We start from the raw sequence: 25,190 nt of genomic DNA on the forward strand, positions 1-25,190 counted from the left end.
GTACTGCGGGAAGCCTTCGCAGGGACACCCGCTGCCGCCCACCCAGGGGTGAGCCCAGGACTTGGGCGAGCACTGGCCACCGGCGGGAGGGGGCCGGGGTCGTAGGGGTGGGGGTTCTGGAAACTTCCGTATATTTGTGGGCCGCCAGGCCCGTAAAGAGACGTTCCAGGACCCCCAGCCCCGGAGGCCCCGGCCACGGAACCCGCAACCACCGGCCCGCAAACCACGGGCCCAGGCCCGTTGAACCACCCCATCCCCGCCGCGAAGCACCACCACCTCCCCGGGCCCAGCGGGGCACGGCACCGTGGAACGGCCCGCCCGGCGAGGGCACGGCACCGGTATGTCCGCCGCGGACAACCCGACACACCCAGCGCTACCGAACGGAGCATGCCCCACGCCCCTCCCCGGCCCTAGCCTGCGTGAGTAAGACCACGTTCATCCCTGCGCGGGTACGACCACGTTCGCCCCCGCGTTCGACCACGTCCGACCACGTCCACTCCGGGACACCGGACATTCGGGACACCCGACACGAGCACAGGAGATCACCATGACCGCAACCGCCGGAGGCCCCTCGCTCCCGCAGGAGCGCCGCGTCGTCACCGCGATCCCCGGGCCGAAGTCGCAGGAGTTGCAGGCCCGCCGGAGCGCCGCGGTCGCCGGCGGCGTCGGGTCCGTGCTGCCGGTCTTCACCGCACGCGCGGGCGGCGGCGTCATCGAGGACGTGGACGGCAACTCGCTGATCGACTTCGGCTCCGGTATCGCCGTCACCTCGGTCGGCAGCAGCGCGGAGGCCGTCGTACGCCGCGCGTCCGCCCAGCTCGCCGACTTCACCCACACCTGTTTCATGGTGACTCCGTACCAGGGCTATGTAGAGGTCTGTGAGGAGCTCGCCAAGCTCACCCCCGGGGACCACGCCAAGAAGTCCGCGCTGTTCAACTCCGGCGCCGAGGCGGTGGAGAACGCGGTGAAGATCGCCCGCGCCCACACCAAGCGGCAGGCGGTCGTCGTGTTCGACCACGGCTACCACGGCCGGACGAACCTGACGATGGCGCTCACCGCCAAGAACATGCCGTACAAGCACTCGTTCGGCCCGTTCGCGCCGGAGGTCTACCGGGTTCCGGTCGCCTACCCCTACCGGTGGCTGACCGGCCCGGAGAACTGCGCCCAGGAGGCCGCGGCCCAGGCCATCGACATGATCTCCAAGCAGATCGGCGCGGAGAACGTGGCCGCGATCGTGATCGAGCCGGTCCTCGGTGAGGGCGGCTTCATCGAGCCGGCCAAGGGCTTCCTGCCCGCGCTGGTGAAGTTCGCCAACGACAACGGCATCGTCTTCGTGGCCGATGAGATCCAGTCCGGCTTCTGCCGGACCGGCCAGTGGTTCGCCTGCGAGGACGAGGGCATCGTCCCGGACCTGATCACGACCGCCAAGGGCATCGCGGGCGGTCTGCCGCTCGCCGCCGTCACCGGCCGCGCCGAGATCATGGACGCCGCGCACAGCGGCGGCCTGGGCGGCACCTACGGCGGCAACCCGGTGGCGTGCGCCGCGGCGCTCGGCGCGATCGAGACCATGCGCGAGCTGGACCTCAACGCCAAGGCCAAGCGGATCGAGGAGGTCATGAAGGGCCGCCTCACCGCCATGCAGGACAAGTACGACGTCATCGGCGACATCCGCGGCCGTGGCGCGATGATCGCGATCGAGCTGGTCCAGTCCGGTTCGAAGGACCCGAACCCGGAGGCGACGGCCGCGCTGGCGAAGGCCTGCCACCAGGAGGGCCTGCTCGTCCTCACCTGCGGTACGTACGGCAATGTGCTCCGCTTCCTGCCGCCGCTGGTCATCGGCGAGGACCTGCTGGCCGAGGGCCTGGACATCCTCGAGAACGCCCTCGCCGGGCTGTGATCCCTCCTGGTCCGAGTGGCTCCGTGAAGAATGTGTGGGGGGCCGATGGCGGACGGGTGATCCGTCTGTCCGGCCCGCCCCGCCTGGCGTACGGTTCCTGCAGATGAGAGAAACACCCCGCTCGCAGGGGACTGCGAGCGATGCCGAGTCGGCGCGTCCCCAGCACCGGCCCGGCCGTGCCCTCGCGCACACCGCTGGAGCCTCCGGCTCCGGAACTCCTCACCGATCGGACGGCCGCCCGCCCCACACCCCCCGGGGCGCGCGGCACACCGGTCGCAGCGGCCGCCCCGGAACTCTCCCCCCTGTTCCGGGGCGGCCGCCTTCTCTCCCCCCTCTTCTGACGGCCCTCGCTCTGCCGGCGCTGTGCGCGGTTCTCTTCGCACTGCTCACCTGGCAGGTGATGGCGCACGGCCCGCTGCTCGCGCTGGACGAGCGGCTCGGCCGGGCCCTGTCCCGTCCGCACAGCCCCTCCCCGGTCGCCGAGTTCTGCGCCGGGCTCGGCAACACGGAGGTCGGTCTGCCGGTGCTGGTCGCGGCGGTCTGCTGGTCGGCGTGGCGGGGTTTCCGGAGCTGTGGGGCCCGCGCCGAAGCCGGCCCCGACGGCGGCCGGGACGGGGCCCGGGCGCCGTCGCCGCGGCGCGTACGTCCGTGGTGGTGGCTGCCGTCGGTCGCGGCGGCTCTGGCGATGGCGGCGGTCCCGGCACTCGTCGTCCCGCTCAAGCTCTGGATCGCCCGGCCGGGACCGCTCGGGCCCGCGGAGGACTACGGCTGGTACCCCTCCGGCCACACGGCCACGGCCGCCGTCGCCTTCGGTGCGGCGGCCCTGCTCCTGCTGCCGCATGTCCGCCGCACGGTGACCCGCCGTCTGGCCGTCGCGGCCGTCCTGCTGCTGAACCTCGCGGTGGGTGCGGGGCTGGTCCGGCGCGGCTATCACTGGCCGCTGGATGTCATCGGCAGCTGGTGCCTGTGCGCCCTGCTGCTGTGGGGCGTGGCACGCGTCGTGTCCGGGAGCGTCACCGGCACGGCCGCGGAGCGGTGAGGACCTCAGGCGCGGCCGGGAGCTTGGGCATACCCGAGTCACAAGCACCGCCCCGGAGCGGGGAGGCCCGGCCACTGCCCGGAGCGGTAACGGCCACCGCAGGCGCGGACGGGACCCCGGGCATCCCCCGAGTCACCGGCGCCGCGTTCGGACTCCCGGTTCCCACGCGTCCTCGAGTCACCCCGCCTGCTCGTGCCCCCCGTACGGTCGCCCCGGGCCAGGCCTCCTGCGGGAGGCTCACGAGTCGAACCCCAGCCCGACCCGGTCCATCGCCTTCAACCAGAGGTTCCGACGCCCCCCGTTGGTGTCGGAGCGGGCCAGCGACCACTGGGTGAGGCCGATCCCCGCCCAGCGCACCGGCTCGGGCGGGAAGGGCAGCGGCTTCCTGCGGACCATCTCCGAGTCCGTGCGCTCCGTGCGTTCGCCGCCGAGCAGATCGAGCATCACCTCCGCGCCGAAGCGGCTGGCGCCCACGCCGAGGCCGGTGTAGCCGACGGCATAGGCCACCCGGCCGCCGTGGGCCGTGCCGAAGAAGGGCGAGAAGCGGGAGCAGGTGTCGATGACGCCGCCCCAGGTGTGGCTGAAGCGCACCCCTTCCAGCTGCGGGAAGCAGCGGAAGAAGTGGGCCGCGAGCTTGAGATACGTCTCCGGGCGCTGGTTGAAGTCCTCGGCGATCCTGCCGCCGTAGTGGTAGATGACGTCGTAGCCGCCCCACAGGACGCGGTTGTCGGCCGTCAGCCGGAAGTAATGGAAGTGGTTGGCGCTGTCGCTCAGGCCCTGGCGGTTCTTCCAGCCGATCGAGGCCAGCTGGTCGTCGGTCAGCGGTTCCGTCATCAGCGCGTAGTCGTACACGGGGACGACATACGGGCGGACGCGCCGCACCAGTGAGGGGAAGGCGTTGGTGCCGAGGGCGACGTGCCGGGCGAGCACCCGGCCGTAGGGCGTCCGGACGGCCATCCCCGCGCCGCTGGGGCCGAGCTCAGTGGCGCGGGTGCGCTCATGGATCCGTACGCCCAGGTCGAGGCAGGCCTGCTTGAGGCCCCAGGCCAGCCTGGCCGGATTGAGCATCGCCACACCCGTGCGGTCGAAGACTCCGCCCAGGAAGGTGGGCGAGTCCACTTCGGCCCGGACCTGGTCACGGTCCAGGAAGGGCAGGTCGGTGCCGAGCCGGGCGGCTTCCTCGGACGCCTCGAGCAGCTCGGTGACCTGATGCGGCTCGGTGGCGACGTCGATCTCGCCGGTCCGCTCGAAGTCGCAGTCGATGGCGTAACGGCTGACGGCGGACTCGATCGCGTCCAGGTTGCGCCGGCCGAGCTCCTCCAGTTTCACGATCTCCTTCGGCCAGCGGGAGAGCCCGTTGGCGAAACCGTGGGTGAGGGAGGCGGCGCAGAAGCCGCCGTTGCGCCCCGAGGCGGCCCAGCCCACCTCATGGCCCTCGATGAGGACGACATCCCGGCCGGGGTCGCGCTCCTTGGCGATGAGCGCGCTCCACAGCCCGGAGTACCCGCCGCCGACGACGAGCAGATCGCACCGCTCCTCGCCGACGAGGGCCGGGCGGGCGCGGGGTTTGCCGGGGTCGTCCAGCCAGTACGGGACCGGCTGGGCCTCGGCGAGGGACCGGACCGCACCGGACCCGGGGGCGTCTCCCCCGGAAGGACGCGTCATGGCAGCTCGTGCCATGGTTCTCAGCTCCTCTTGCGACGGTTGCCGAGCAGTTGGCCGGTGAGTACGCACAGGACGGCGACGGCGAACATCGCCGTACCGATGACGTTGATCTGCACGGGCGTCCCGCGCTGCGCCGAGCCCCACACGAACATGGGGAAGGTCACGGTCGAGCCCGCGTTGAAGTTGGTGATGATGAAGTCGTCGAAGGAGAGCGCGAAGGAGAGCAGCGCACCGGCGGCGATGCCGGGGGCGGCGATCGGCAGGGTGACCCTCAGAAGAGTCTGGAGGGGCGACGCGTAGAGGTCCTGCGCGGCTTGTTCGAGCCGGGGGTCCATGCTCATCACGCGCGCCTTGACCGCCACGACGACGAAGCTCAGGCAGAACATGACGTGGGCGATGAGGAGCGTCCAGAAGCCGAACCGCGCGCCCATGTTGAGGAAGAGCGTGCCGAGGGAGGCGCCCATGACGACTTCGGGCATCGCCATGGGCAGGAAGATGAGCGTGTTCACGGCCCCGCGGGCCCGGAAGCGGTAGCGGGCGAGCGCGAAGGCGATCATCGTGCCCAGGACGGTCGCGCCGACGGTCGCCCAGAGCGCGATGTGGAGGCTCAGGGAGAGGGAGCCGCACAGGTCGGCGACGCCGCAGGGGTCGGTCCAGGCGTCGGTGGAGAACCGCTGCCACGTGTAGTTGAACCGCCCGTTGGGCTTGTTGAAGGAGAAGACCATGACGATGACGTTCGGCACGATCAGATAGGCGAGCGTCAGCACGCCCGCGATCACCACGAGGTTGCGTCGCAGCCAGCGCATCAGACGAGGTCCTCCGTCCCGGACTTGCGGATGTAGACGGTGACCATCGCCAGGATCGCCGCCATGAGGATGAAGGACAGCGCGGCGGCCGTCGGGTAGTCGAGTACGCGGAGGAACTGCGACTGGATGACGTTTCCGACCATCTTCTGGTCGGTGGAGCCCAGCAGTTCGGCGTTGATGTAGTCACCGGTGGCCGGGATGAAGGTGAGCAGCGTCCCCGCGACGACGCCCGGCATGGAGAGCGGGAAGGTCACCTTCCGGAAGGCGGTGAAGGGCTTGGCGTAGAGATCGCCGGCCGCCTCGTGCAGCCTCACGTCGATCCGCTCCAGGGAGGTGTAGAGCGGAAGGATCATGAACGGCAGGAAGTTGTAGGTGAGTCCGCAGATCACGGCGAGCGGTGTGGCGAGGACGCGCTCGCCGTCGGTGACGCCCAGCCAGGAGGTCACGTCGAGGATGTGCAGGGCGTTGAGCGCTCCGACCACGGGGCCGCCGTCGGCCAGGATCGTCTTCCAGGCGAGCGTACGGATGAGGAAGCTGGTGAAGAACGGCGCGATGACCAGGACCAGGACCAGGTTGCGCCAGCGGCCCGCCCGGAAGGCGATGGTGTAGGCGAGCGGATAGCCGACCAGCAGACACAGCACGGTGGCGGTGCCGGAGTAGAGGACGGAGCGCAGGAACTGCGGGTAGTACTCGCTCAGCGCGTCCCAGTAGGTCGCGATGCGCCAGGTGACCTCGAAGCCCTCTTCGAGCGAGCCCGTCTGGAGCGAGGTGGAGGCCTGGTAGACCATCGGGGCGGCGAAGAAGACCAACAGCCAGACCAGGCCCGGCAGCAGCAGCCAGTACGGGACGAGGCGCCTCCGGGACGCGGCCGTGCCGGTCCGCGGGGGCGGGGCCTCGGGGGCGTGCGGGGAGGACGCGGAGGAGGCCTTCATGCCCCCTCCTCGTCGGTGCCCGCGGCGCCGACCGTCCCGTCGAGGACGGACTGGGAGGCGTCGAGGCCGAAGGTGTGGGCCGGGTTCCAGTGCAGGACGACCTCGGCTCCGGGCAGGAGCCGTACGTCCCGCTCGATGTTCTGCTCGTAGACGGCCAGCTCTCCGCCGGCCGGGCTGTCGATGACGTACTGCGTGGACACGCCGATGAAGCTCGCGTCCCTGATGCGTCCGGTGATCCGGTTGCGCCCGTCGTCGATGGACCCGGCCTCGTCGGCGTGGACCAGGGACACCTTCTCGGGGCGTACGCCGGCGAGGATCCTGCCGCCCGTACGGGCCGTGGCAGGACTGCGTCCGGCAGGCAGCCGGAGCTTGCTGTCGGCGGCCTTGAGCAGCAGATCGTCACCGGTCGCCTCGGCTATCTCGGCCTCGATGAGGTTGGAGGTGCCGAGGAAGTTGGCGACGAAGGTGGTGCGCGGACTCTCGTAGAGGTCGGCGGGGGCGCCGAGCTGCTCCACGCGTCCCCCGTTCATCACCGCGACCGTGTCGGCCATGGTCATGGCCTCTTCCTGGTCGTGGGTGACATGGACGAAGGTGATTCCCACCTCGGTCTGGATGCGCTTGAGTTCGAGCTGCATCCGGCGGCGCAGCTTGAGGTCGAGGGCGCCCAGCGGCTCGTCGAGGAGCAGCACCTGGGGGTGGTTGATCAGAGCACGGGCGACGGCGACGCGCTGCTGCTGCCCGCCGGAGAGCTGCTGCGGTTTGCGGCGGGCGTAGTCGCCGAGCTGTACGAGGTCGAGCATCTCGCCGACCTGCTTCTTCACCGATCCGACGCCGCGGCGGCGCAGGCCGAAGGCGATGTTCTCGAAGATGTCGAGATGCGGGAAGAGCGCGTAGTTCTGGAAGACGGTGTTGACCGGGCGCTTGTACGGGGGCAGGCCGGTGACGTCCTGACCGGCCAGCCGGACGGTGCCGGAGGTGGGCTCCTCCAGGCCCGCGATCATGCGCAGGGTGGTGGTCTTGCCGCACCCGGAGGCGCCGAGCAGGGCGAAGAAGGAGCCCGCGGGCACCTCGAGGTCCAGCGGCTGGACGGCGGTGAAGGAACCGTACGTCTTGCTGATCCCGGTGAGGCGGACGTCTCCGCCGCTGTTCCGGGACGAGGAGGTCTCTGTCATAGGTGGTTCCCAGGTTTCGTGAGGGCAGGGGCCGGCCGGGGCGGTCAGGCGCCGATGAGCTTGGCGAACTTCTCCTCGAACGCCGTCTCCTCCGTGGCGGAGAGCAGCCGGAACTCATGGGCCTTCGCGGTGAATTCCTCGTCCGGGAGGATGAGTGGGTTGGTGGCGAGATCCTTGTCGATCTTCACCAGCTCCTCGCGCACGCCGTCGACCGGGCACACGTAGTTGATGTAGGCGGCGATTTTCGCGGCGACCTTCGGCTCGTAGACGTAGTCGATGAAGCGTTCGGCGTTCCGCTTGTGCCGTGCCTTGTTGGGGATCAGCAGGTTGTCGGTCGACATCATGAAACCGGAGTCGGGCAGGGCGAACCTGATCGCCGGATTGTCCGCCTGCAGCTGGACGAGGTCGCCCGCCCAGGCGATACAGGCGGCGATGTCGCCCTTGTTGAGGTCGTCGATGTAGTCGTTGCCCGTGAAGCGGCGGATCTGCTTGCGGTCGACGCCCTTCTGGAGGCGGGCGATGGCGGCGTCGAAGGTGTCGGCCGTGAAGTCCTCGGGCTTCTTGCCCATGTCGAGGAGGGTCAGCCCGACGGTGTCGCGCATCTCCGTCAGCATGCCGACCCTGCCCTTGAGGCGGGGGTCCTCCAGGAGCTGGGACACGGAGGTGACCTTGCGGCCGCCGGTGGCCTTCTCGTTGTACGCGATGACGGCCGGGATACCGGTCCAGGCGTAGGAGTGGGCGCGGACCGGGTCCCAGTCGGGGCTGCGGAAGCCCTCGGCCAGGTTGGCATAGGCGGTGGGCACGTTGGACTGGTCGAGCTTCTGCATCCAGCCGAGCCGGATCATGCGCCCGGCGAGCCAGTCGGTGACGCAGATCAGATCGCGGCCGGTGTCCTGGCCGTTGGCCAGCTGCGGCTTGATCTTGCCGAAGAACTCGACGTTGTCGTTGATGTCCTCGGTGTACTTGACCGTGACGCCGGTGCGCCGCTTGAACTGCTCCAGCGTCGGCCGGCGCTTGTTGTCATCGCTGACATCGATGTACTCCGTCCAGTTGGAGAAGGTGAGCAGCTTCTCCTCGTCGGAGTGGTCGTCGGCGGCCCCGGCCTCGGCCGTACGCCCGGCGGGCGGGATGCCGCAGGCGCTCAGAGCCCCGAGCCCGCCGAGGGCGAGGGCGCCCCCGCCGGTCGCGCGCAGCAGCGACCGGCGGCTCATGGCCATACGGCCCCCGGCCATGCTCCGCCGGATGGCGGACAGCTGCGGCGCGGACAGGGTCTCTGGCTCGTACTGCTCCATGCGCTGTGCCTTTCACGGATGTCGGCCGGTGGTCAGCCGCTCTCTCGGTCAGCGGTCCCCGAAGACGGTGCGGTGCCAGTCCTTCCTGGCCACCGCGGTGTTGTCGAACATCACATGCTTGACCTGCGTGTACTCCTCGAAGGAGTACGCCGACATGTCCTTGCCGAAGCCGGAGGCCCGGTAGCCGCCGTGGGGCATCTCGCTGAGGATCGGGATGTGGTCGTTGATCCAGACGCAACCGGCCTTGATCTCCCGGGTCGCCCGGCCCGTGCGGTAGACGTCCCGGCTCCAGGCTGAGGCCGCGAGGCCGTACGGGGTGTCGTTGGCGAGCGCGAGGCCCTCGTCGTCGCTGTCGAACGGCAGCACGACCAGGACGGGCCCGAAGATCTCCGACTGGACGATCTCGCTGTCCTGGGCGGCGCCGGTCACCAGGGTGGGGAGGTAGTAGGCGCCCGTCGCGAGCTCTCCCCGCGGAGCCCGGCCGCCGGTGACCACGGTGGCGTACGACCGGGCGCGCTCCACGAAACCCGCGACACGGTCGCGCTGTCGGTACGAGATGAGCGGGCCGAGATCGGTGGCCGGGTCGAACGGGTCGCCGAGGCGGACGGTGGCCATCAGATCGGCGACACCGGCCACGAAGGCGGCGTAGAGGGGTCGCTGGACGTATGCGCGGGTGGCGGCGGTGCAGTCCTGGCCGGTGTTGATCAGGGCGCCGGCGACCGCGCCGTGCACGGCGGCCTCCAGGTCGGCGTCGTCGAACACCACGAACGGCGCCTTGCCGCCGAGTTCGAGGTGGAGGCGCTTGACGGTGCTCGTGGCGATCTCGGCGACGCGCTTGCCGACGGGCGTCGATCCGGTGAAGGAGGCCATGGCGACGTCCGGGTGGCCGGCCAGATGCTCGCCGGCGTCCCGGCCCGCGCCGCTGACGATGTTGACGACGCCGTCCGGAATACCGGCCTCGGTGGCGGCACGGGCGAACATCAGGGAGGTCAGCGGGGTCAGTTCGGCGGGCTTGAGAACGATGGTGTTGCCGGCGGCGATGGCGGGGAGGACCTTCCAGGCGGCCATCTGCAACGGGTAGTTCCAGGGGGCGATGGAGCCGACGACGCCGATCGGTTCACGGCGGATGTACGAGGTGTGGTCGCCGCTGTACTCCCCTGCGGACATGCCCTCCAGATGGCGGGCGGCACCGGCGAAGAAGGCGGCGTTGTCGACGGTGCCCGGCACGTCGAACTCGGTGGAGAGCTTGACCGGTTTTCCGCACTGGAGCGACTCGGCGTCCGCGAACTCCTCGGACTGCTCGGCGAGTACGGCCGCGAAGCGGTGCATGAGGTCGGAGCGCTCCCCCGGAGTGGCTCCGGCCCACGCGGGAAAGGCCCGCGCGGCGGCCTCGACGGCGGCGTCGACATCGGCGGTCCCGGCCAGCTCGTACGCGTACACGCTGTGGCCCGTCGCGGGGTCGACCACCGCGTGCCGGCGGCCGGACGTCCCCGGCCGCAGGTCCCCCGCGATGTACTGCGCGCCCTCCGCGAAGCGGCTCTCTGCTTGGAAGGAATGCCTCATATCGCTCTCCTCCACCTTCCCCTGGGATGGCGGTCGGCGTAGCTCCAGCTCGAATTGAAGGCTGATCCTGACAGAGCAACATGCCTTCAACAAGGGATTCCGTTGTTGCCTTTTGATTACGCGACGAAATCGGTCATTGCGTCGAGTTCGGTTCATGCCGACTGGACGAACTGTCCGGTCAGGCCGCGGTCCTTGCGGAGCGGGCGGGTCCGGCCAGGGCCGCGGTCATCGGCGCCCCGGCTCCGGAGGGACCGGCAGCGGTCCGGCACGGGCCCGCGCGAAGGACCGCCCCCGCGATGGCTCCCGGTGCGGCGTGGGCGGGTCGGGCCCGCCCGGCCGGAGCACGCGCGCGTGGAGCGGAGGAACGGGTGGGATGGGGGCCCAGGGGCGGGGGAGGCGCGGGGACAGCCTGCGGAACCGTGGCCGTAGCGGCGCGCCCCGGGTGAGCGGCGGCGGCCCGTGTCAGCGCGTGGTGGCGTACCCGTAGGGCACGGACGATGCGCTGTAGCTCTCGGTGTCCGGTCCGCCAACGGGCTCCGGGTCGTTCGAGATGTCGACGATGAGGCCGATCAGGATGGCGATGCCGCCGACGAGCGCGATCAGGCCGAGGACGAGACCGGCCAGGGCCTGTCCTCCGTTGGCCGCCTCGCCCCGCGAGGCCTTGGCCCGGCCGATGGCCCCGAAGACGATCGCCAGGACGCCGAGGAGGATACCCAGGAAGAAAGCGACGATCGAGGCCGTGCAGACGGTGCCGATGATGCCGAGCACCAGCCCGGTGATCCCCAGGCCGTTGGCCGCCCCGTATCCGGCGGGGTGCGGAGCATGGCCGTAGCCGGCGCCCGGATAGCCGGACGGGCCGACGGCGTACGGGCTGCCACTGCCGTAGGCCGTGCCGTAGCCGGTGGTGTCGTAGGGGCCGCCCGCACCGTAGGGGGAGGCGCCGCCGTACGGCCCGTAGCCGGGGGCACCGGGGCCGGTGGGGGCAATCGGGGGCGGCGGGACCGGCGAGGCCGGAGGCTGCCCGGCCGCCGGATACCGCAGGGAGGTGACCGTCGGCTGCTCCGCGACGGGCGGCGTGACCGGCCGGGGCCCGGCCGGCTGCACCGGCTGTTCCGGCGGAGCCCAGGGATCACGCGGCCCGGGCTGCTGAGGCCCCTCGGAGCTGTCGGACATGGTCCTCCCCCTTCGGATGCCCGCCATGTTACGGCCTGTGCACAGGCCCGGGACCGGCTGCCCCGGGGCCGGCCGGCCGGCGGCGGTCCACGGGGCGCCGGCGTCCGGAGGGAGGTTCTGGCGCCGAAACAGGCCCCGGTGGTGCGCCGGTCCGTGCCTACGATGATCCCTGCCGGAAGATGAGCCGTCCCCAGGAGGACCGATGCCCGATCTGCACACCTTCATCGCCGGGTTGCCCAAGGCGGAACTCCATGTGCACCACGTCGGGTCGGCCTCCCCGCGCATCGTCGCCGAGCTCGCCGCACGGCACCCCGACTCGAAGGTGCCCACCGACCCCGAGGCCCTGGTCGACTACTTCACCTTCCGGGACTTCGCGCACTTCATCGAGGTGTATCTGTCGGTCGTGGACCTGATCCGCGACGCCGAGGACGTCCGGCTGCTGACCTACGAGGTCGCCCGTGACATGGCACGGCAGAGCATCCGCTACGCCGAGCTGACCGTCACCCCGTTCAGCTCCACCCGCCGCGGCATTCCGGACGTGGCCTTCGTCGAAGCCATCGAGGACGCCCGCCGCGCCGCCGAGGCCGAACTCGGCGTGGTGCTGCGCTGGTGCTTCGACATCCCCGGCGAGGCCGGTCCGGACTCCGCCGAGGAGACCACGCGCATCGCCCTCGACCTGAGGCCGGAAGGGCTGGTCTCCTTCGGGCTCGGCGGCCCGGAAGCCGGCGTCCCCCGGCCCCAGTTCAAGCCGTATTTCGACCGCGCCATCGCGGCGGGGCTGCACAGCGTGCCCCACGCGGGCGAGGTCACGGGCCCGCAGACCATCTGGGACGCCCTCACCGAGCTCCGGGCGGAGCGCATCGGGCACGGCACCAGCGCGACGCGGGACCCCCGGCTCCTGGAGCACCTGGCCGAGCACCGCATCCCCCTCGAGGTCTGCCCCACCTCCAACATCGCCACCCGCGCCGTGGCCCACCTCGACGAGCACCCGGTCAGGGAGATGGTCGCGGCCGGTGTGCTGGTCACCATCAACAGCGACGACCCGCCCATGTTCGGCACCGACCTCAACACCGAGTACGGCGTCGCGGCCCGGCTGCTGGACCTCGATGAGACGGGCCTCGCCGAACTCGCCAAGAACGCCGTCGAGGCGTCCTTCCTCGACCAGCCGGCCAAGGCCAAACTCGCCGCCGAGATCGACGGCTACACCGCGGCATGGCTGCAGTAGCCATCGCCCACCGCGGCGACCCGTACCGGGTCCGGGAGAACACCCTTCCCTCGCTGCGCTCCGCGCTGGACCGGGGCGCGGACGCGGTGGAGGTCGACGTACGGCTCACCCGCGACGGCCGGCCCGTACTGCTCCATGACGCGACCTTGGAACGGCTGTGGGGGTACGACCGCCCGCTCGCCGACTTCACCGCGCGGGAGGTCCGGGAGCTGACCGGTGGCGGGGTCCCCCAGCTGCGCGAGGGCCTCGCGCAGATCCAGGCCACCCCCGCGGCCCGGGCGTTCATCGACCTCCCGGATCCCTCGGCGGTGCCCACGACCGTCGCCGAGGTGCGGGACTGCGGGGCCGCGGAGCGTACGTACTACTGCGGCGGGGCGAACGCCATGCTGGCCGTCCGGGCGCAGGACCGCGACGCCGAGATCGCCCTCACCTGGACGACCCTCGCCCCGCCCAGGCCGTCCCTGCTGGCGGCAATCCGCCCCCGCTGGCTCAACTACCGCTTCGGACTGCTGAGCGCGGACCTCGTCGACCGGGTCCACGCCGACGGTCTGCTGGTCGCGGCCTGGACCGCGGACACCCGCCGCACGATGACGCGTCTGCTGCGCCTGGGAGTCGACTCGGTCACCACCAACCGCATCGATATCCTGCGCAAGGTGATCGACGTGTCCGACTCGAGCAGGGCACCGGGAACGTAGTCCAGGCCCGCCGTCCTCCGGCCCCGAAGTTCAGGCCCGCTGCTCAGTCCCGGGGAAAGTCCTCGGTCGAGAGGCTCAGACCGACGACCGTGGCGGTGAGATCGACGGACTCGCCGAAGGCAACCGTCAACTCGCTTTGGTACTCCCCCTCTTTGGGGTGCATGTAGAGATGACACTTGCGCTGGTAGGGGTCGGCGATCAGGTAGACCGGCACAGCGGCCTCGGCATAGATGGTCCTCTTGCTGCCGTAGTCGTTGGCGCCCGTGCCCCTTGAGATGACCTCCAGGAGGAACTCGATGTCCTGGTAACGCCTCAGCCCCTTGCTGTCCTTCTGCGCCCCCTCCGTCAGCGCGACAAGGTCGGGCGAGAAGCCGTTGAGGCGACCTGGGAAGTCGATCCGGACATCGGACTTGAGCCGCACCCGGGGGTACGTGGCACGCAACAATGACATCCAGGATGATGTCCCAGTGGACTTCGCGTTGCGGCGACAGGTAGACGGTCCCCTCGACAATCTCGACCTTGTAGCCCTCGGGGACAGGCATGTGCTCCAGCCGCTCGAACAGTTCGTCCAAGGTCAGCTCTTCACTGTCGGCCATCTCGATCCTGTCGGTCAGCTCGACGGTCACCGTGCCGCTCCTCCCCGCTGCCCGCGTCGACACGTGGAGCCGCGTGGTCCAACGATACGCAAGTAGCCCGTTCATGTGTGCTGCCGAGCAGCGGGATGGTCACCACCCCAACTCCCGACTGCCGGGCGGACGGTCCCGTGCCCGTCGAAGTGGACGGCGGCGCTCCACGAGACGTTCCGTGGCACGCCGCCGTTCGGGAGGTCCGACCGGGCCGGTCAGCCCTCCAGGGACGTCATCACATGCTTGACGCGCGTGTAGTCGTCGAAGCCGTAGGACGACAGGTCCTTGCCGTAGCCGGACTTCTTGAAGCCGCCGTGCGGCATCTCGGCGACCAGCGGGATATGGGTGTTGATCCACACGCAGCCGAAGTCGAGGTTCTTCGACATCCGCATGGCGCGCGCGTGGTTCTTGGTCCACACCGAGGAGGCGAGGGCGTACTCGACACCGTTGGCGTACTCGACGGCCTGGTCCTCGTCGGTGAACTTCTGCACGGTGATGACGGGGCCGAAGACCTCCTTCTGGATGATCTCGTCGTCCTGGTCGAGGCCGGAGACGACGGTGGGGGCGAAGAAGTAGCCCCGGTCGCCGACCCGGTGTCCGCCCGCCTCGACCCTGGCGTGCGAGGGCAGCCGGTCGATGAAGCCGGTGACCTGGGCCAGCTGGTTGGCGTTGTTGAGCGGGCCGTAGAGCACGTCCTCGTCGTCCGGCAGGCCCGTCTTGGTGTCCTTGGCGGCCTTGGCGAGCGCCGCCACGAACTCGTCGTGGATGGACTCGTGGACGAGCACCCGGGTCGCAGCCGTACAGTCCTGGCCCGCGTTGAAGAAGCCCGCCACCGAGATGTCCTCGACGGCCTTGGGGATGTCGGTGTCCTCGAAGACGACCACGGGGGCCTTGCCGCCCAGCTCCAGATGGACCCGCTTGAGGTCCTTGGAGGCGCTCTCGGCGACCTGCATGCCGGCGCGCACGGAGCCGGTGATGGAGGCCATGGCCGGGGTCCGGTGCTCCACCATCAGACGGCCGGTGTCACGGTCGCCGCAGACGACGTTGAAGACGCCCTTGGGAACGATCCCGCCGATGATCTCGGCGAGCAGAACCGTCGAGGCCGGGGTGGTGTCGGACGGCTTCAGAACGACCGTGTTGCCCGCGGCGAGCGCCGGGGCGAACTTCCACACGGCCATCATCATCGGGTAGTTCCACGGCGCGACCTGGGCGCAGACGCCCACCGGTTCGCGCCGGACGATGGAGGTCAGACCCTCCATGTACTCGCCCGCCGACCGACCCTCCAGCAGCCGTGCCGCCCCCGCGAAGAAGCGGATCTGGTCGACCATGGGCGGGATCTCCTCGGACCGGGTGAGGCCGAGGGGCTTGCCGGTGTTCTCGGACTCGGCGGCGATGAGCTCCTCGGCCCGCGCCTCGACCGCGTCGGCGATCTTCAGCAGCGCCTTCTGGCGCTCGGCCGGTACGAGGTCGCGCCAGGCCGGGAACGCGGCCTCGGCGGCGGCCATGGCGGCGTCCACGTCAGCGGTGCCGGACAGCGGAGCCGTGGCGTACGCCTCGCCGGTGGCCGGATTGACCACCTCCGTGGTCCGCCCGTCGGCGGCGTCCCGGAACTCCCCGGCAATGTAGTTACGGAGCTTGCGCATCCGTCCCAGCTCGGTGGTCACGTGCCACCCTCCTGTCAGCGATGTCCAATGGGTGAGACACTCCCACCCTAGCCGCTCAGGTGACGCTTTCGACATACCCGCCACCCCTGCATCTACGAAATCAGTAAGTTCCGAAGGCGTAGACAACGGATTTCATTGAATGAGGGTTGCCAGGCAGTCGAGTCCTCATGCACAGTGTTCCGCGTGGCCACTCGTACTCGCGACACCAAGGGCATGAACGGCAGCGCGCCGCTCGACGCCGTCTCCCTGGCGATCATCGAACAGCTCCAGGAGGACGGGCGCCGGCCGTACGCGGCGATCGGGAAGGCCGTCGGCCTCTCCGAGGCAGCCGTGCGGCAGCGCGTACAGAAGCTGCTCGACCAGGGCGTGATGCAGATCGTCGCCGTGACGGACCCGCTCACCGTGGGCTTCCGGCGCCAGGCGATGGTGGGCATCAACGTCGAGGGTGATCTCGACCCGGTCGCGGACGCCCTGACCGGGATGGACGAGGTGGAGTACGTGGTCATCACCGCGGGCTCGTTCGACCTCATCGTGGAGATCGTCTGCGAGGACGACGACCACCTCCTGGAGATGATCAACAAGCGGATCCGCACGCTTCCCGGCGTGCGCTCCACCGAGAGCTTTGTCTACCTCAAGCTCCGCAAGCAGACCTACACCTGGGGAACCAGATAGCCATGAGCGCCGACGCCGCTTCGCAGACCAGCACCTCCAAGAGGGCGTACGACCACCTGTGGATGCACTTCACCCGCATGGCGTCGTACGAGAACGCCCCCGTGCCGACCATCGTCCGCGGCGAGGGCAGCTACATCTACGACGACAAGGGGAAGAGGTACCTCGACGGCCTCGCGGGCCTGTTCGTGGTCCAGGCCGGGCACGGCCGTCAGGAGCTGGCCGACGTCGCCGCCAAGCAGGCCGCGGAGCTCGCCTTCTTCCCGGTGTGGTCCTATGCCCACCCGAGCGCCGTCGAGCTGGCCGAACGCCTGGCGCACTACGCCCCGGGAGACCTCAACAAGGTCTTCTTCACCACCGGGGGCGGTGAGGCCGTCGAGACCGCCTGGAAGCTGGCCAAGCAGTACCACAAGCTCACCGGCAACCCCACCAAGTACAAGGTGATATCACGGGCCGTTTCCTATCACGGCACCCCGCAGGGCGCCCTGTCCATCACCGGTCTGCCGGCGCTGAAGGCCCCCTTCGAGCCGCTGGTCCCCGGCGCGCACAAGGTGCCGAACACCAACATCTACCGCGCGCCCATCCACGGCGACGACCCTGAGGCCTTCGGGCGCTGGGCCGCCGACCAGATCGAGCAGCAGATCCTGTTCGAGGGCCCGGAGACCGTCGCCGCGGTCTTCCTGGAGCCGGTGCAGAACGCCGGCGGCTGCTTCCCGCCGCCGCCCGGCTACTTCCAGCGCGTCCGCGAGATCTGCGACCGGTACGACGTCCTCCTCGTCTCCGACGAGGTCATCTGCGCCTTCGGCCGCCTCGGCACGATCTTCGCCTGTGACAAGTTCGGCTACGTCCCCGACATCATCACCTGCGCCAAGGGCATGACCTCGGGCTACTCCCCGATCGGCGCGGCCGTCGTCTCCGACCGGATCGCCGAGCCGTTCTACCAGGGCGACAACACCTTCCTGCACGGCTACACCTTCGGCGGTCACCCGGTCTCCGCCGCGGTGGCGCTGGCCAACCTCGACCTCTTCGAGCGCGAGGGCCTGCCCCAGCATGTGCTGGACAACGAGTCGGCGTTCCTGTCGACCCTGCGGAAGCTGCACGACCTGCCGATCGTCGGCGACGTCCGCGGCAACGGCTTCTTCTACGGCATCGAGCTGGTGAAGGACAAGGCGACCAAGGCGACCTTCAGCGCCGAGGAGTCCGAGCGCGTGCTCTACGGCTTCGTGTCGAAGAAGCTGTTCGAGTACGGCCTGTACTGCCGCGCCGACGACCGCGGCGACCCGGTCATCCAGCTCTCCCCGCCGCTGATCGCGGACCAGTCGACCTTCGACGAGATCGAGCAGATCGTCCGTCAGGTGCTCACCGAGGCCTGGACGAAGATCTGACCCGGCGCCGCCCTCGCGGCGTTCCGGCTCCGGCCCTGCGGCCCTACCCTCGTGGTCCCCCTCCCTCCATGGGGCGGGCCGGAGCCGTGTCCGGACGCGTGGTCAGCTCCGGAACCACTTGAGGGCGAACCAGAGGTCCATCCGGACGTCCGGATCCCCCAGATCGGTGCCGAGCAGCTCCGCCGCGCGCGCGATGCGCTGCCGGACCGTGTTGCGGTGGATCTCCAGAGCGACCGCCGTCCGGTCCCAGCTGCCATGCAGCGACAACCAGACGCGCAGCGTCTCGGCCAGCGCCGGTGAGGCGTCGAGCGGGGCGAGCCGGGCGCGGGCCAGTGCACGCGCCTCCTCCGGGGCGACGAGCGAGACGACCCCGGTGCCGGAGTCGGCCCGGTGCCGTACGAGAGGGGCGCGTTCCGCCATCGCGCGCCGCAGTGCGCGCGCGGCCTCGGCGTCTCCGCGCGCCAGCTCGTCCGCGGGCACGGGGGGACTCACCCCCAGCGTCCAGCCGGCCTGGGTCTCCACCGGGCCGCTGCCGGGCACCAGAGCCCGCAGGGTGTCCCCGTCGAGATCGATCAGCGAGGTGCCGAGCCCGGCCGCGAGCTCCGCGGCCCACAGCGGCTCTCCCGACCTCGCCCGGCCGCGCCGCCGCCCGTGGACCACCGTCCACCGGCCGCCAGGGGCAGGGTCCGGAGCGGGCCCGCCCGCGGCCCGGGACCGCTCGCCCCCCGATTCCCCGGCTGCGCCGGCGGGTGCGTCCGGGCGCGCCGACGGGCCCGTCTCGCGTGCGGCGCCCCGGCCGGAGTCCCCGAGCAGCGGCGCCACCACCGCCGGTTCCGCCCCCAGCATCAGCCGGACCAGCGCCGCCGTACGGTCGGCCTCGGCGCCGCCGGCGCGGGGACCGGTCAGCAGGGACAGCAGGACGACCGCGACCCCGGCGATCGCGCCGTCGACCGCGTCGCGGCGGGCGGCGCACACGCCCAGGGCCAGCCGCCCGCCCGAGGGCTCCGGACCCGGCAGTCCGTACGCGCTCAGATGCAGCTCACCGGCCGTACCCGCCGCCGAGGACGGTCCGCGGCGCAGCCGTGCGGCGAGCGAGGCCACCGCCGTACGGACCTCCCGCTCCGGACGCGTACCGGCCGCGGACAGCTCGGTGCCCTCGGGCCCGAGCAGCACCGCCCACCCGCCCAGGTGCTGGGCGAGCTGTCGGAGCACGGCCGGTACCGGGTGCGCCCGGGCGGCGGCGCCCGCCAGCGCCTGCTGGGCCTCGGTCATCCGGCGCAGCTCATGGTGGCGCCGCTCGGCCATGGCCTGCCACATCGCTCGGGCGACCGCCGTGAAGGGGGTCTCCCGGGGCACTTCGACGAGCGGCAGACCGTAGGTGTCGCAGGCCTCCACCAGCGCCCTGGGCACCGTGTCGTGGACCGGCGCGACGCCGAAGCCGAGCGCCGCCGCGCCCGCCTCGACGGTGCGGGAGACGTAGTGGTCCCAGTAGGTCCCGGTCCCCTCGGTGGACGGGCAGTGGACCCCGGCGCTGAGCAACAGCTCTCCGCCGAGCAGATACGGGACGGGATCCTCCATCTCACTGGTGTGCACCGCGTACACGGATGTGTCTCCGCGCGGGCCCGCGACCTGGCGCAGTCCGAGGCCGGGCTGGTCGAGCAGGATCGCGAGCGGGACGGGAACGGTGGGCGGCACGATGTCGGCCATCGCCGGAACCCCCTGGATGGTTCGTACGTTCCCAGCAGCTGCTGATAGAGGAAACGTACACTTTTCGGCCACGTCGGCGACACCTAGGGTCACACCGCAGAAAGCCCGCCTTATTCCACGGACACGTATCGGACCAAGGAGCGCCCATGGCTGTCGACTACGCGGTGATCGTCATCTATCTGGCGGGCATGCTCGCCGTGGGCTGGTGGGGCATGCGCCGCGCCAAGTCCAAGAGCGAGTTCCTGGTCGCCGGACGCCGGCTCGGTCCGGCGATGTACTCCGGCACGATGGCCGCGATCGTCCTCGGCGGCGCCTCCACCATCGGCGGCGTCGGGCTCGGCTACCAGTACGGGCTCTCCGGCGCTTGGCTGGTTTTCACCATCGGCTTCGGACTGCTGGCGCTGAGCATCTTCTTCTCGGCCCGCATCTCGCGGCTGAAGGTGTACACCGTCTCCCAGATGCTGGATCTGCGCTACGGCGGCTCCTCCGGGCTCATCTCCGGTGTGGTGATGTGGTCGTACACGCTGATGCTCGCGGTCACCTCGACCATCGCCTACGCCACCATCTTCGATGTGATCTTCGGGCTCGACCGGGTCCTCGCGATCATCCTCGGCGGCACGATCGTCGTCTGTTACTCGACCCTCGGCGGCATGTGGTCGATCACTCTCACCGACATGGTCCAGTTCGTCGTCAAGACGGTCGGCGTGCTGCTTCTGCTGCTGCCCATCGCGGTGATCAAGGCCGGCGGCTTCGCGCAGATGCAGGCCGAGCTGCCGGACGACTACTTCTCCCCCATGAGCATCGGTGCGCAGACGGTCTTCACCTATGTACTGATCTACTCCTTCGGCATGCTCATCGGGCAGGACATCTGGCAGCGGGTCTTCACCGCACGCAGTGACAAGGTCGCCAAGCACGCCGGCACCGCGGCGGGCGTGTACTGCCTGGCGTACGCCGTCGCGGGCTCGGTGATCGGCACCGCGGCAAAGGTCCTCTACCCGAACCTCACCAGCGCCGACGACGCCTTCGCCACCATCGTCAGGGACGCCCTGCCGATCGGGGTGAAGGGCCTGGTCCTCGCCGCCGCGCTGTCGGCGGTCATGTCGACCTCCTCGGGCGCGCTCATCGCGTGCGCGACCGTCGCCAACAACGACATCTGGCAGCGCCTGCGCGGCGCCGTGACGCGTACCGACGACGGCGGGCCGCACGACGAGGTGAAGGGCAACCGGGTCTTCATCGTGCTCATGGGCGCCGCGGTGATCGTCATCGCGATCCTGCTCAACAACGTCGTCGAGGCGCTGACGGTCGCCTACAACCTGCTGGTCGGCGGACTGCTCGTGCCGATCCTCGGCGGGCTTCTGTGGAAGCGCGGCACCGGCACGGGCGCACTCGCCTCGGTCGGTGTGGGCGGCCTGACCGTCATCGCGCTCATGGCGTCGAAGGGCATCCTCGCCAACGAGCCCATCTACTACGGGCTGCTGGCCTCGCTCGCCGCCTACGTGGTGGTCAGCCTGGCCACGAAGCCCACGGATCCTGCGGTGCTCGCCGCCTGGCGCAAGCGCCTCGCGGGCGGGACCGAGCCCGCCGGGACCGTGGCCGAAGAAGAGACGGCGCCCGCCACCACCGGCGCCTGAGCCCCGCCCCGGGCGGAGCCTTCCGGCCCCGCCCGGGCACGCCGCGGAGGGAGCCGGCACCGGCGGGCGCATCGCGTCCCCCGGTGCCGGCGATCCCGTCCGCGCCGCCGGGCTCCCCAGTCCGTGGCACCTCGTATCACACCTCCGCCGCACCCCAGCGGGTCGGCAACCGCACAGGAAGGCTCATCCGATGAGCAGCGCGCAGCCGCGCAATGGCGGCGACCTCGTCGTCGAATCCCTCACCGCGCTCGGCGCGACCACCGTCTTCGGGCTGCCGGGACAGCACGCGCTCGGCACCTTCGACGCGCTGCGCCGCTCGTCGCTGGAGTACATCGGGCTGCGGGTGGAGAACAACGCGGGGTTCGCCGCCGACGCCTTCGCCCGGGTGACCGGGGGTGTGGCGCCGCTGCTCGTCTCGACCGGACCGGGCGCGCTGATGACCCTCGCCGCGCTCCAGGAGTCGGCGGCGGCGTCCGCGCCGGTGCTGGGCATCAGCAGCCAGGTGCCGACCGCCGGTCTCGGCGGCGGCCGCAAGGGTTATCTGCATGAACTCACCGACCAGAAGGCCTCCTTCCGCGATGTGGTGAAGTCCGTGCACACCGTGCGTACGGCGTCGCAGATCCCCTCGGCGCTCGCCGCGGCCTGGGCATCCGCGCTCGAGGCACCCAGCGGGCCGGTGTGGGTGGAGATCCCGCAGGACGTCCTGCTCGCGCCGGTGTCCGTACCGCCGGTGCTCTCCCTGCGCGCCGCTCCGTCCCAGCTCGAGCCCCGCTGGGAGCTGATCACCGAGGCCGTACGGCTGCTGGACGAGGCGGAGCGTCCGGTGCTCCTGGCGGGCGGCGGTGTGGTGCGCTCCGGGGCGCAGGAGGAACTGCGGGCGCTGGCCGAGGCGTTGGACGCGCCGGTCGCCACCACCTTCGGCGGCAAGGGCGCGTTCCCGTGGGAGCACCGGCTCTCGCTGCAGTCCTGGCTGGAGGACCGGCACACCACCGACCTCCTGGAGGAGGCCGATGTCCTCCTCGTCGTCGGCTCGGGTCTCGGTGAACTCTCCTCGAACTACCACACGTTCGCGCCTCGGGGCCGCGTCATCCAGATCGAGGCCGACCTCGGCAAGCTGGAGTCCAACCACCCGGCGCTCGGCATCCACGCCGACGCCCGGCTCGCGCTGGACGCGCTGGCCTCCAGGGTCACGCGACGCCCCGAGGGCGACGGAGCCAAGGCCGCCGCCGGCCTGCTGGCCCGCGTACGGGACCGCATCGAGGTGCAGGATCTCGACCTGGAACAGCGTGTGCTGGCCACCGTGCGGAACGCCCTGCCGGACGCGGCGCCCACCTTCTGGGACATGACGATCCTGGCGTACTGGGCGTGGTCCGCGTTCGACCCGCGCGACGGCGCCATGCACACCGCCCAGGGCGCGGGCGGCCTGGGATACGGCTTCCCCGCCGCACTCGGCGCCGCCGCGGCGGACCGTTCGACACCGGTACTGGCCGTCTCCGGCGACGGTGGCGCGATGTACTCCATCGCCGAGCTCGCCACGGCCCGGCAGTACGGCCTGCCCGTCACCTGGCTGATCGTCGACGACGGGGGCTACGGCATCCTCCGCGAGTACATGACCGACGCCTTCGGCGAGGCCACCGCCACCGAGCTGGCCCGGCCCGACTTCGTGGCGCTCGCCGAGTCGTTCGGCGTCCCCGCCGTGCGCACCTCGGCCGACCGGCTGGGCGAGGATCTGACGGCGGCCCTGGCGGCGCCGGGTCCGTCGGTCGTGGTCCTCCCGGCGGTTCTGCGGATGTTCGCTCCGACGCATCTGACGGACGACATCTGACACTCGGACAAATCGGCTCATATGAGTCCGTTCGGAGGAACCTCGGCCCCGCACGGACCGTGGGAGAGGCCTCACGCGCGCCCGAGCCTTACGGTGCGAGTGACCGATTGGGCTCATGTTCGTTCACCCGGTCAGGGGAACGGACTGTCGTAGGTAAGCCGAGGTGTTCATCATGGAGGCCCCGCCGGACAACGACGTGCTCTGGGCACGCTCCTTGCACTACGCGCACAGTGGCTCCCCCGCGCTCGCCGGCGTCTCCGTCGGCGTCCGGGAGGGCGAGATCCTGGCCGTCACCGGGCCGCGGGGCAGTGGCAAGACGACGCTGCTCCAGTGCCTGTCGGGGCAATTGGCGCCGCAGAGCGGCGAGGTGTGGTTCAACAGCGCCCCGGTGCACACGCTCGGCCGGCTGGGACGGGAGCGGCTGCGCCGGGACCGCTTCGGCTGGATCGACCCCGAGCCGCACCTGGTCCCCGAGCTGACCGGCTGGGAGAACGCCGCGCTGCCCCTGCTGCTGCGCGGCACCCCGCACCGCGCCGCCAGAACGGCCGCCAAGGAGTGGCTGGAACGGCTCGACGTCGGCGACTGCGCCCGCAAGCGGCCCGCCGGGCTGCTCCAGGCACAGCGCCAGCGCATCGCGATCGCCCGCGCTCTCGCCGGGGACCCGTCGGTGCTCTTCGCCGACGAGCCGTCCGCGCCGCTGCACCGGGCGGACCGTGCGCATGTGCTGCGCACACTCACCACCGCGGCGCGCTCGCACCACATCACCGTCGTCCTGGCCACCCATGACGCCGAGGTGGCCGCCCTCGCGGACCGCACCGTCGGGCTGGTGGACGGCAGGCGGGTCAGTGGCGTTCCGGCCCCCGACGCGGAGGGCAGGGCGGCCGCGTGCTCGCTCTCCGTCTAGCCCGCGGCACCCATCCGCTGGTCCTGCTGCGCCGGCTGCTCGTCGCCGGGGCGTCCGCCGGGGCCGGCTTCCTGCTGCTGTCCACGTTCGGCTACGCGATCGGTCACCCGGACGAAGCGGCCGGCTCGGCCGTACGACTCCTGTGGTGTGTGGTGCCCCTGGCCGCGGTCGTACAGCTCGCCGTGGCCGTGGCTCGTACGGACCCGGGGGCGCGCCCGCAGCCCGGCCTGTCCTCGGCCGGTTTCGGGCCGGTGCGCCTGGCTCTGCTGGCGGCCGTGTCCACCGCCGTCTCCTGCACCCTCGGCAGCGTGTTCGCACTGTTGGCCTTCCTGCTCCTGCGGGGGGACCTGGGCCCTCTGCCCTCCGACGGCGAAGCGGCCGAACAGCTCGGGGGCGGCGAGCCCGCGCCCTTCGCGGCGGTGGTCACCCTGCTGTTCGTGGCGCCCGCGCTGGCGGCCACGGCCGGAGCGATCGCCCTGCGCCCGCGGAAGCGGCGCCCCGCCTCGTCGCCCGACCCGCAGCAGCCGGCGGCCGCCCAGCAGAACTCCAACGCCCGGGCGACGGTCTCCACGGGCCTGCCCTGGGGCGTCGCGCTGACGGCGGCGGGAATCGCCCTCGGGTCGTACGCGGGCAGCACCACGCCACCGTCCTCCGAGGGTCTGTTCCCCCTCCCCGGCCGTCTGGACTCCATCCCGCCGGGTGTGGTCGGCGGCTGGGTGCTGATCGCGACGGGCCTGGTGCTCGCCTGTCCCGGCCTCACCCATCTGTGCGGACGACTGCTGGCGGCGGGGCGCCCCGGCGCGCTGCGGCTGCTGTCCGGGCGCGTCCTCCAGGAGGAGGCGCACCGGATCGGGCGCCCCCTCGGGGTGCTGTGCGCGGTCACCGCAGGTGCGCTGGCCGCGAACCGGCTGTACGGGACGGCGCCCCTCGCCTCCGGGGACCGGCCGTTCGGCCCGCTGACGGGGATCGGGGCGGCGATCGTGATGGCCTGTGCCACCGCGACCGTGCTCACCGCCGCGCTGGAGACCAAGGGGGCCCGCACCGACACGACGGCGGCGCTGCTGCGGCTCGGTGCCTCGGCGGGCATGCTGCGCCGTGCGGCGGCCCTGCGCGGCGGGGTGATGGTGGCCGTACTCTCACCGGTCACCTGGGCCGTCGCGGAGCTCGCCACCCTGCCCCTGGCCCGCTGACGGCCCTCCCTCCCCTGCGGTGACCGGGCATCCGGTGCCACCTGCCGGACCGTCCGTGACCACGGGATCGCATCCTTCGAGGCCGGCGGACTGGGTCCTGTAGTTGCGAGAGCCGGACGTGGCTGCTGCC

General features: G+C 71.1%; 19 protein-coding genes and 1 pseudogene. 10 read left to right on the plus strand and 10 right to left on the minus strand.

Going from position 1 to position 25,190, the window contains the following annotated elements; genetic code table 11:
- Positions 1-547: 547 nt before the first annotated feature.
- Positions 548-1,897: a 4-aminobutyrate--2-oxoglutarate transaminase gene (gabT, locus tag ACTWQE_RS22980; RefSeq protein ID WP_443330917.1), complete on the plus strand. Its 1,350-nt coding sequence runs from the start codon at positions 548-550 to the stop codon at positions 1,895-1,897.
- Positions 1,898-2,297: 400 nt separating this feature from the next.
- Positions 2,298-2,936, plus strand: coding sequence for a phosphatase PAP2 family protein (locus ACTWQE_RS22985; protein ID WP_443330918.1), 639 nt, complete (start codon positions 2,298-2,300; stop codon positions 2,934-2,936).
- Positions 2,937-3,173: 237 nt separating this feature from the next.
- Here the strand turns inward: ACTWQE_RS22985 and ACTWQE_RS22990 are convergent, their stop codons facing one another.
- The 7 genes from ACTWQE_RS22990 to ACTWQE_RS23020 form a co-directional block, all read right to left on the minus strand.
- A complete protein-coding gene (locus ACTWQE_RS22990) occupies positions 3,174-4,616 on the minus strand; it encodes an NAD(P)/FAD-dependent oxidoreductase (protein WP_443330919.1) in 1,443 nt (480 codons plus the stop codon).
- A gap of 5 nt (positions 4,617-4,621) precedes the next feature.
- Positions 4,622-5,407 (minus strand): ABC transporter permease, encoded by a 786-nt coding sequence (locus ACTWQE_RS22995; protein ID WP_443330920.1) that lies wholly within the window; start codon positions 5,405-5,407, stop codon positions 4,622-4,624.
- Positions 5,407-6,339 carry an ABC transporter permease gene (locus ACTWQE_RS23000; protein WP_443330921.1) on the minus strand — a complete coding sequence of 311 codons (933 nt, stop codon included), beginning with the start codon at positions 6,337-6,339 and terminating at the stop codon, positions 5,407-5,409. Before ACTWQE_RS23000 ends, ACTWQE_RS22995 begins: the two co-directional genes overlap by 1 nt.
- Entirely contained in the window at positions 6,336-7,511 is a 1,176-nt protein-coding gene (locus ACTWQE_RS23005; RefSeq protein WP_443330922.1) for an ABC transporter ATP-binding protein, read from the minus strand. The genes ACTWQE_RS23000 and ACTWQE_RS23005 overlap by 4 nt, the downstream gene beginning before the upstream one ends.
- Positions 7,512-7,555: 44 nt before the next feature.
- Positions 7,556-8,803, minus strand: coding sequence for a polyamine ABC transporter substrate-binding protein (locus ACTWQE_RS23010; protein ID WP_443330923.1), 1,248 nt, complete (start codon positions 8,801-8,803; stop codon positions 7,556-7,558).
- 48 nt (positions 8,804-8,851) lie between these two features.
- The gene (locus tag ACTWQE_RS23015) at positions 8,852-10,366 is read right to left on the minus strand and encodes a gamma-aminobutyraldehyde dehydrogenase (RefSeq protein WP_443330924.1); all 1,515 of its coding nucleotides are present in this window, start codon (positions 10,364-10,366) and stop codon (positions 8,852-8,854) included.
- Positions 10,367-10,828: 462 nt separating this feature from the next.
- Complete coding sequence (locus ACTWQE_RS23020) at positions 10,829-11,539, minus strand: DUF4190 domain-containing protein (protein WP_443330925.1); 711 nt, start codon at positions 11,537-11,539, stop codon at positions 10,829-10,831.
- A gap of 202 nt (positions 11,540-11,741) precedes the next feature.
- Here ACTWQE_RS23020 and ACTWQE_RS23025 point away from each other — a divergent pair, with 202 nt between their 5' ends.
- Both ACTWQE_RS23025 and ACTWQE_RS23030 read left to right on the plus strand, forming a co-directional pair.
- A complete protein-coding gene (locus ACTWQE_RS23025; RefSeq protein ID WP_443330926.1) occupies positions 11,742-12,764 on the plus strand; it encodes an adenosine deaminase in 1,023 nt (340 codons plus the stop codon).
- Positions 12,752-13,459 carry a glycerophosphodiester phosphodiesterase gene (locus tag ACTWQE_RS23030; RefSeq protein WP_443330927.1) on the plus strand — a complete coding sequence of 236 codons (708 nt, stop codon included), beginning with the start codon at positions 12,752-12,754 and terminating at the stop codon, positions 13,457-13,459. Before ACTWQE_RS23025 ends, ACTWQE_RS23030 begins: the two co-directional genes overlap by 13 nt.
- A gap of 43 nt (positions 13,460-13,502) precedes the next feature.
- Here the strand turns inward: ACTWQE_RS23030 and ACTWQE_RS23035 are convergent.
- Positions 13,503-14,055, minus strand: a pseudogene (locus ACTWQE_RS23035) (Uma2 family endonuclease).
- Positions 14,056-14,300: 245 nt separating this feature from the next.
- Positions 14,301-15,749: a gamma-aminobutyraldehyde dehydrogenase gene (locus ACTWQE_RS23040; protein ID WP_443330928.1), complete on the minus strand. Its 1,449-nt coding sequence runs from the start codon at positions 15,747-15,749 to the stop codon at positions 14,301-14,303.
- Between the two features lie 213 nt (positions 15,750-15,962).
- On the opposite strand from ACTWQE_RS23040, the gene ACTWQE_RS23045 reads away from it, so the two are divergent.
- Complete coding sequence (locus ACTWQE_RS23045) at positions 15,963-16,421, plus strand: Lrp/AsnC family transcriptional regulator (RefSeq protein ID WP_443330945.1); 459 nt, start codon at positions 15,963-15,965, stop codon at positions 16,419-16,421.
- Positions 16,422-16,423: 2 nt separating this feature from the next.
- Complete coding sequence (locus ACTWQE_RS23050; RefSeq protein WP_443330929.1) at positions 16,424-17,803, plus strand: aspartate aminotransferase family protein; 1,380 nt, start codon at positions 16,424-16,426, stop codon at positions 17,801-17,803.
- Positions 17,804-17,905: 102 nt separating this feature from the next.
- Here the strand turns inward: ACTWQE_RS23050 and ACTWQE_RS23055 are convergent, their stop codons facing one another.
- The gene (locus ACTWQE_RS23055) at positions 17,906-19,510 is read right to left on the minus strand and encodes a PucR family transcriptional regulator (RefSeq protein WP_443330931.1); all 1,605 of its coding nucleotides are present in this window, start codon (positions 19,508-19,510) and stop codon (positions 17,906-17,908) included.
- A 146-nt stretch (positions 19,511-19,656) separates the two neighbouring features.
- Here ACTWQE_RS23055 and ACTWQE_RS23060 point away from each other — a divergent pair, with 146 nt between their 5' ends.
- The 4 genes from ACTWQE_RS23060 (at position 19,657) to ACTWQE_RS23075 (ending at position 25,060) form a co-directional block, all read left to right on the plus strand.
- Positions 19,657-21,141 (plus strand): sodium:solute symporter, encoded by a 1,485-nt coding sequence (locus ACTWQE_RS23060; protein ID WP_443330932.1) that lies wholly within the window; start codon positions 19,657-19,659, stop codon positions 21,139-21,141.
- 190 nt (positions 21,142-21,331) lie between these two features.
- Entirely contained in the window at positions 21,332-22,966 is a 1,635-nt protein-coding gene (locus ACTWQE_RS23065; protein ID WP_443330933.1) for a thiamine pyrophosphate-binding protein, read from the plus strand.
- Positions 22,967-23,138: 172 nt separating this feature from the next.
- Positions 23,139-23,870: an ABC transporter ATP-binding protein gene (locus ACTWQE_RS23070; protein ID WP_443330935.1), complete on the plus strand. Its 732-nt coding sequence runs from the start codon at positions 23,139-23,141 to the stop codon at positions 23,868-23,870.
- A complete protein-coding gene (locus tag ACTWQE_RS23075; protein WP_443330936.1) occupies positions 23,852-25,060 on the plus strand; it encodes a hypothetical protein in 1,209 nt (402 codons plus the stop codon). The genes ACTWQE_RS23070 and ACTWQE_RS23075 overlap by 19 nt, the downstream gene beginning before the upstream one ends.
- Positions 25,061-25,190 lie beyond the last annotated feature (130 nt).

The sequence above is a fragment of the Streptomyces sp. 8N706 genome (genome assembly GCF_052245415.1).
GTDB lineage: Bacteria > Actinomycetota > Actinomycetes > Streptomycetales > Streptomycetaceae > Streptomyces.

Bases quoted from the DNA above. Each gene is read 5' to 3' on its own strand.
- ACTWQE_RS23025 (WP_443330926.1), top strand. From the start codon at position 11,742: ATGCCCGATCTGCACACCTTCATCGCCGGGTTGCCCAAGGCGGAACTC.
- gabT (WP_443330917.1), top strand. From the start codon at position 548: ATGACCGCAACCGCCGGAGGCCCCTCGCTCCCGCAGGAGCGCCGCGTC.
- ACTWQE_RS23010 (WP_443330923.1), bottom strand. From the start codon at position 8,803: ATGGAGCAGTACGAGCCAGAGACCCTGTCCGCGCCGCAGCTGTCCGCC.
- ACTWQE_RS23060 (WP_443330932.1), top strand. From the start codon at position 19,657: ATGGCTGTCGACTACGCGGTGATCGTCATCTATCTGGCGGGCATGCTC.
- ACTWQE_RS23070 (WP_443330935.1), top strand. From the start codon at position 23,139: ATGGAGGCCCCGCCGGACAACGACGTGCTCTGGGCACGCTCCTTGCAC.
- ACTWQE_RS23030 (WP_443330927.1), top strand. From the start codon at position 12,752: ATGGCTGCAGTAGCCATCGCCCACCGCGGCGACCCGTACCGGGTCCGG.
- ACTWQE_RS23065 (WP_443330933.1), top strand. From the start codon at position 21,332: ATGAGCAGCGCGCAGCCGCGCAATGGCGGCGACCTCGTCGTCGAATCC.
- ACTWQE_RS23005 (WP_443330922.1), bottom strand. From the start codon at position 7,511: ATGACAGAGACCTCCTCGTCCCGGAACAGCGGCGGAGACGTCCGCCTC.
- ACTWQE_RS22995 (WP_443330920.1), bottom strand. From the start codon at position 5,407: ATGCGCTGGCTGCGACGCAACCTCGTGGTGATCGCGGGCGTGCTGACG.
- ACTWQE_RS23055 (WP_443330931.1), bottom strand. From the start codon at position 19,510: ATGGCCGACATCGTGCCGCCCACCGTTCCCGTCCCGCTCGCGATCCTG.
- ACTWQE_RS22985 (WP_443330918.1), top strand. From the start codon at position 2,298: ATGGCGCACGGCCCGCTGCTCGCGCTGGACGAGCGGCTCGGCCGGGCC.
- ACTWQE_RS23020 (WP_443330925.1), bottom strand. From the start codon at position 11,539: ATGTCCGACAGCTCCGAGGGGCCTCAGCAGCCCGGGCCGCGTGATCCC.
- ACTWQE_RS23050 (WP_443330929.1), top strand. From the start codon at position 16,424: ATGAGCGCCGACGCCGCTTCGCAGACCAGCACCTCCAAGAGGGCGTAC.
- ACTWQE_RS23015 (WP_443330924.1), bottom strand. From the start codon at position 10,366: ATGAGGCATTCCTTCCAAGCAGAGAGCCGCTTCGCGGAGGGCGCGCAG.
- ACTWQE_RS23045 (WP_443330945.1), top strand. From the start codon at position 15,963: ATGAACGGCAGCGCGCCGCTCGACGCCGTCTCCCTGGCGATCATCGAA.
- ACTWQE_RS23000 (WP_443330921.1), bottom strand. From the start codon at position 6,339: ATGAAGGCCTCCTCCGCGTCCTCCCCGCACGCCCCCGAGGCCCCGCCC.
- ACTWQE_RS22990 (WP_443330919.1), bottom strand. From the start codon at position 4,616: ATGGCACGAGCTGCCATGACGCGTCCTTCCGGGGGAGACGCCCCCGGG.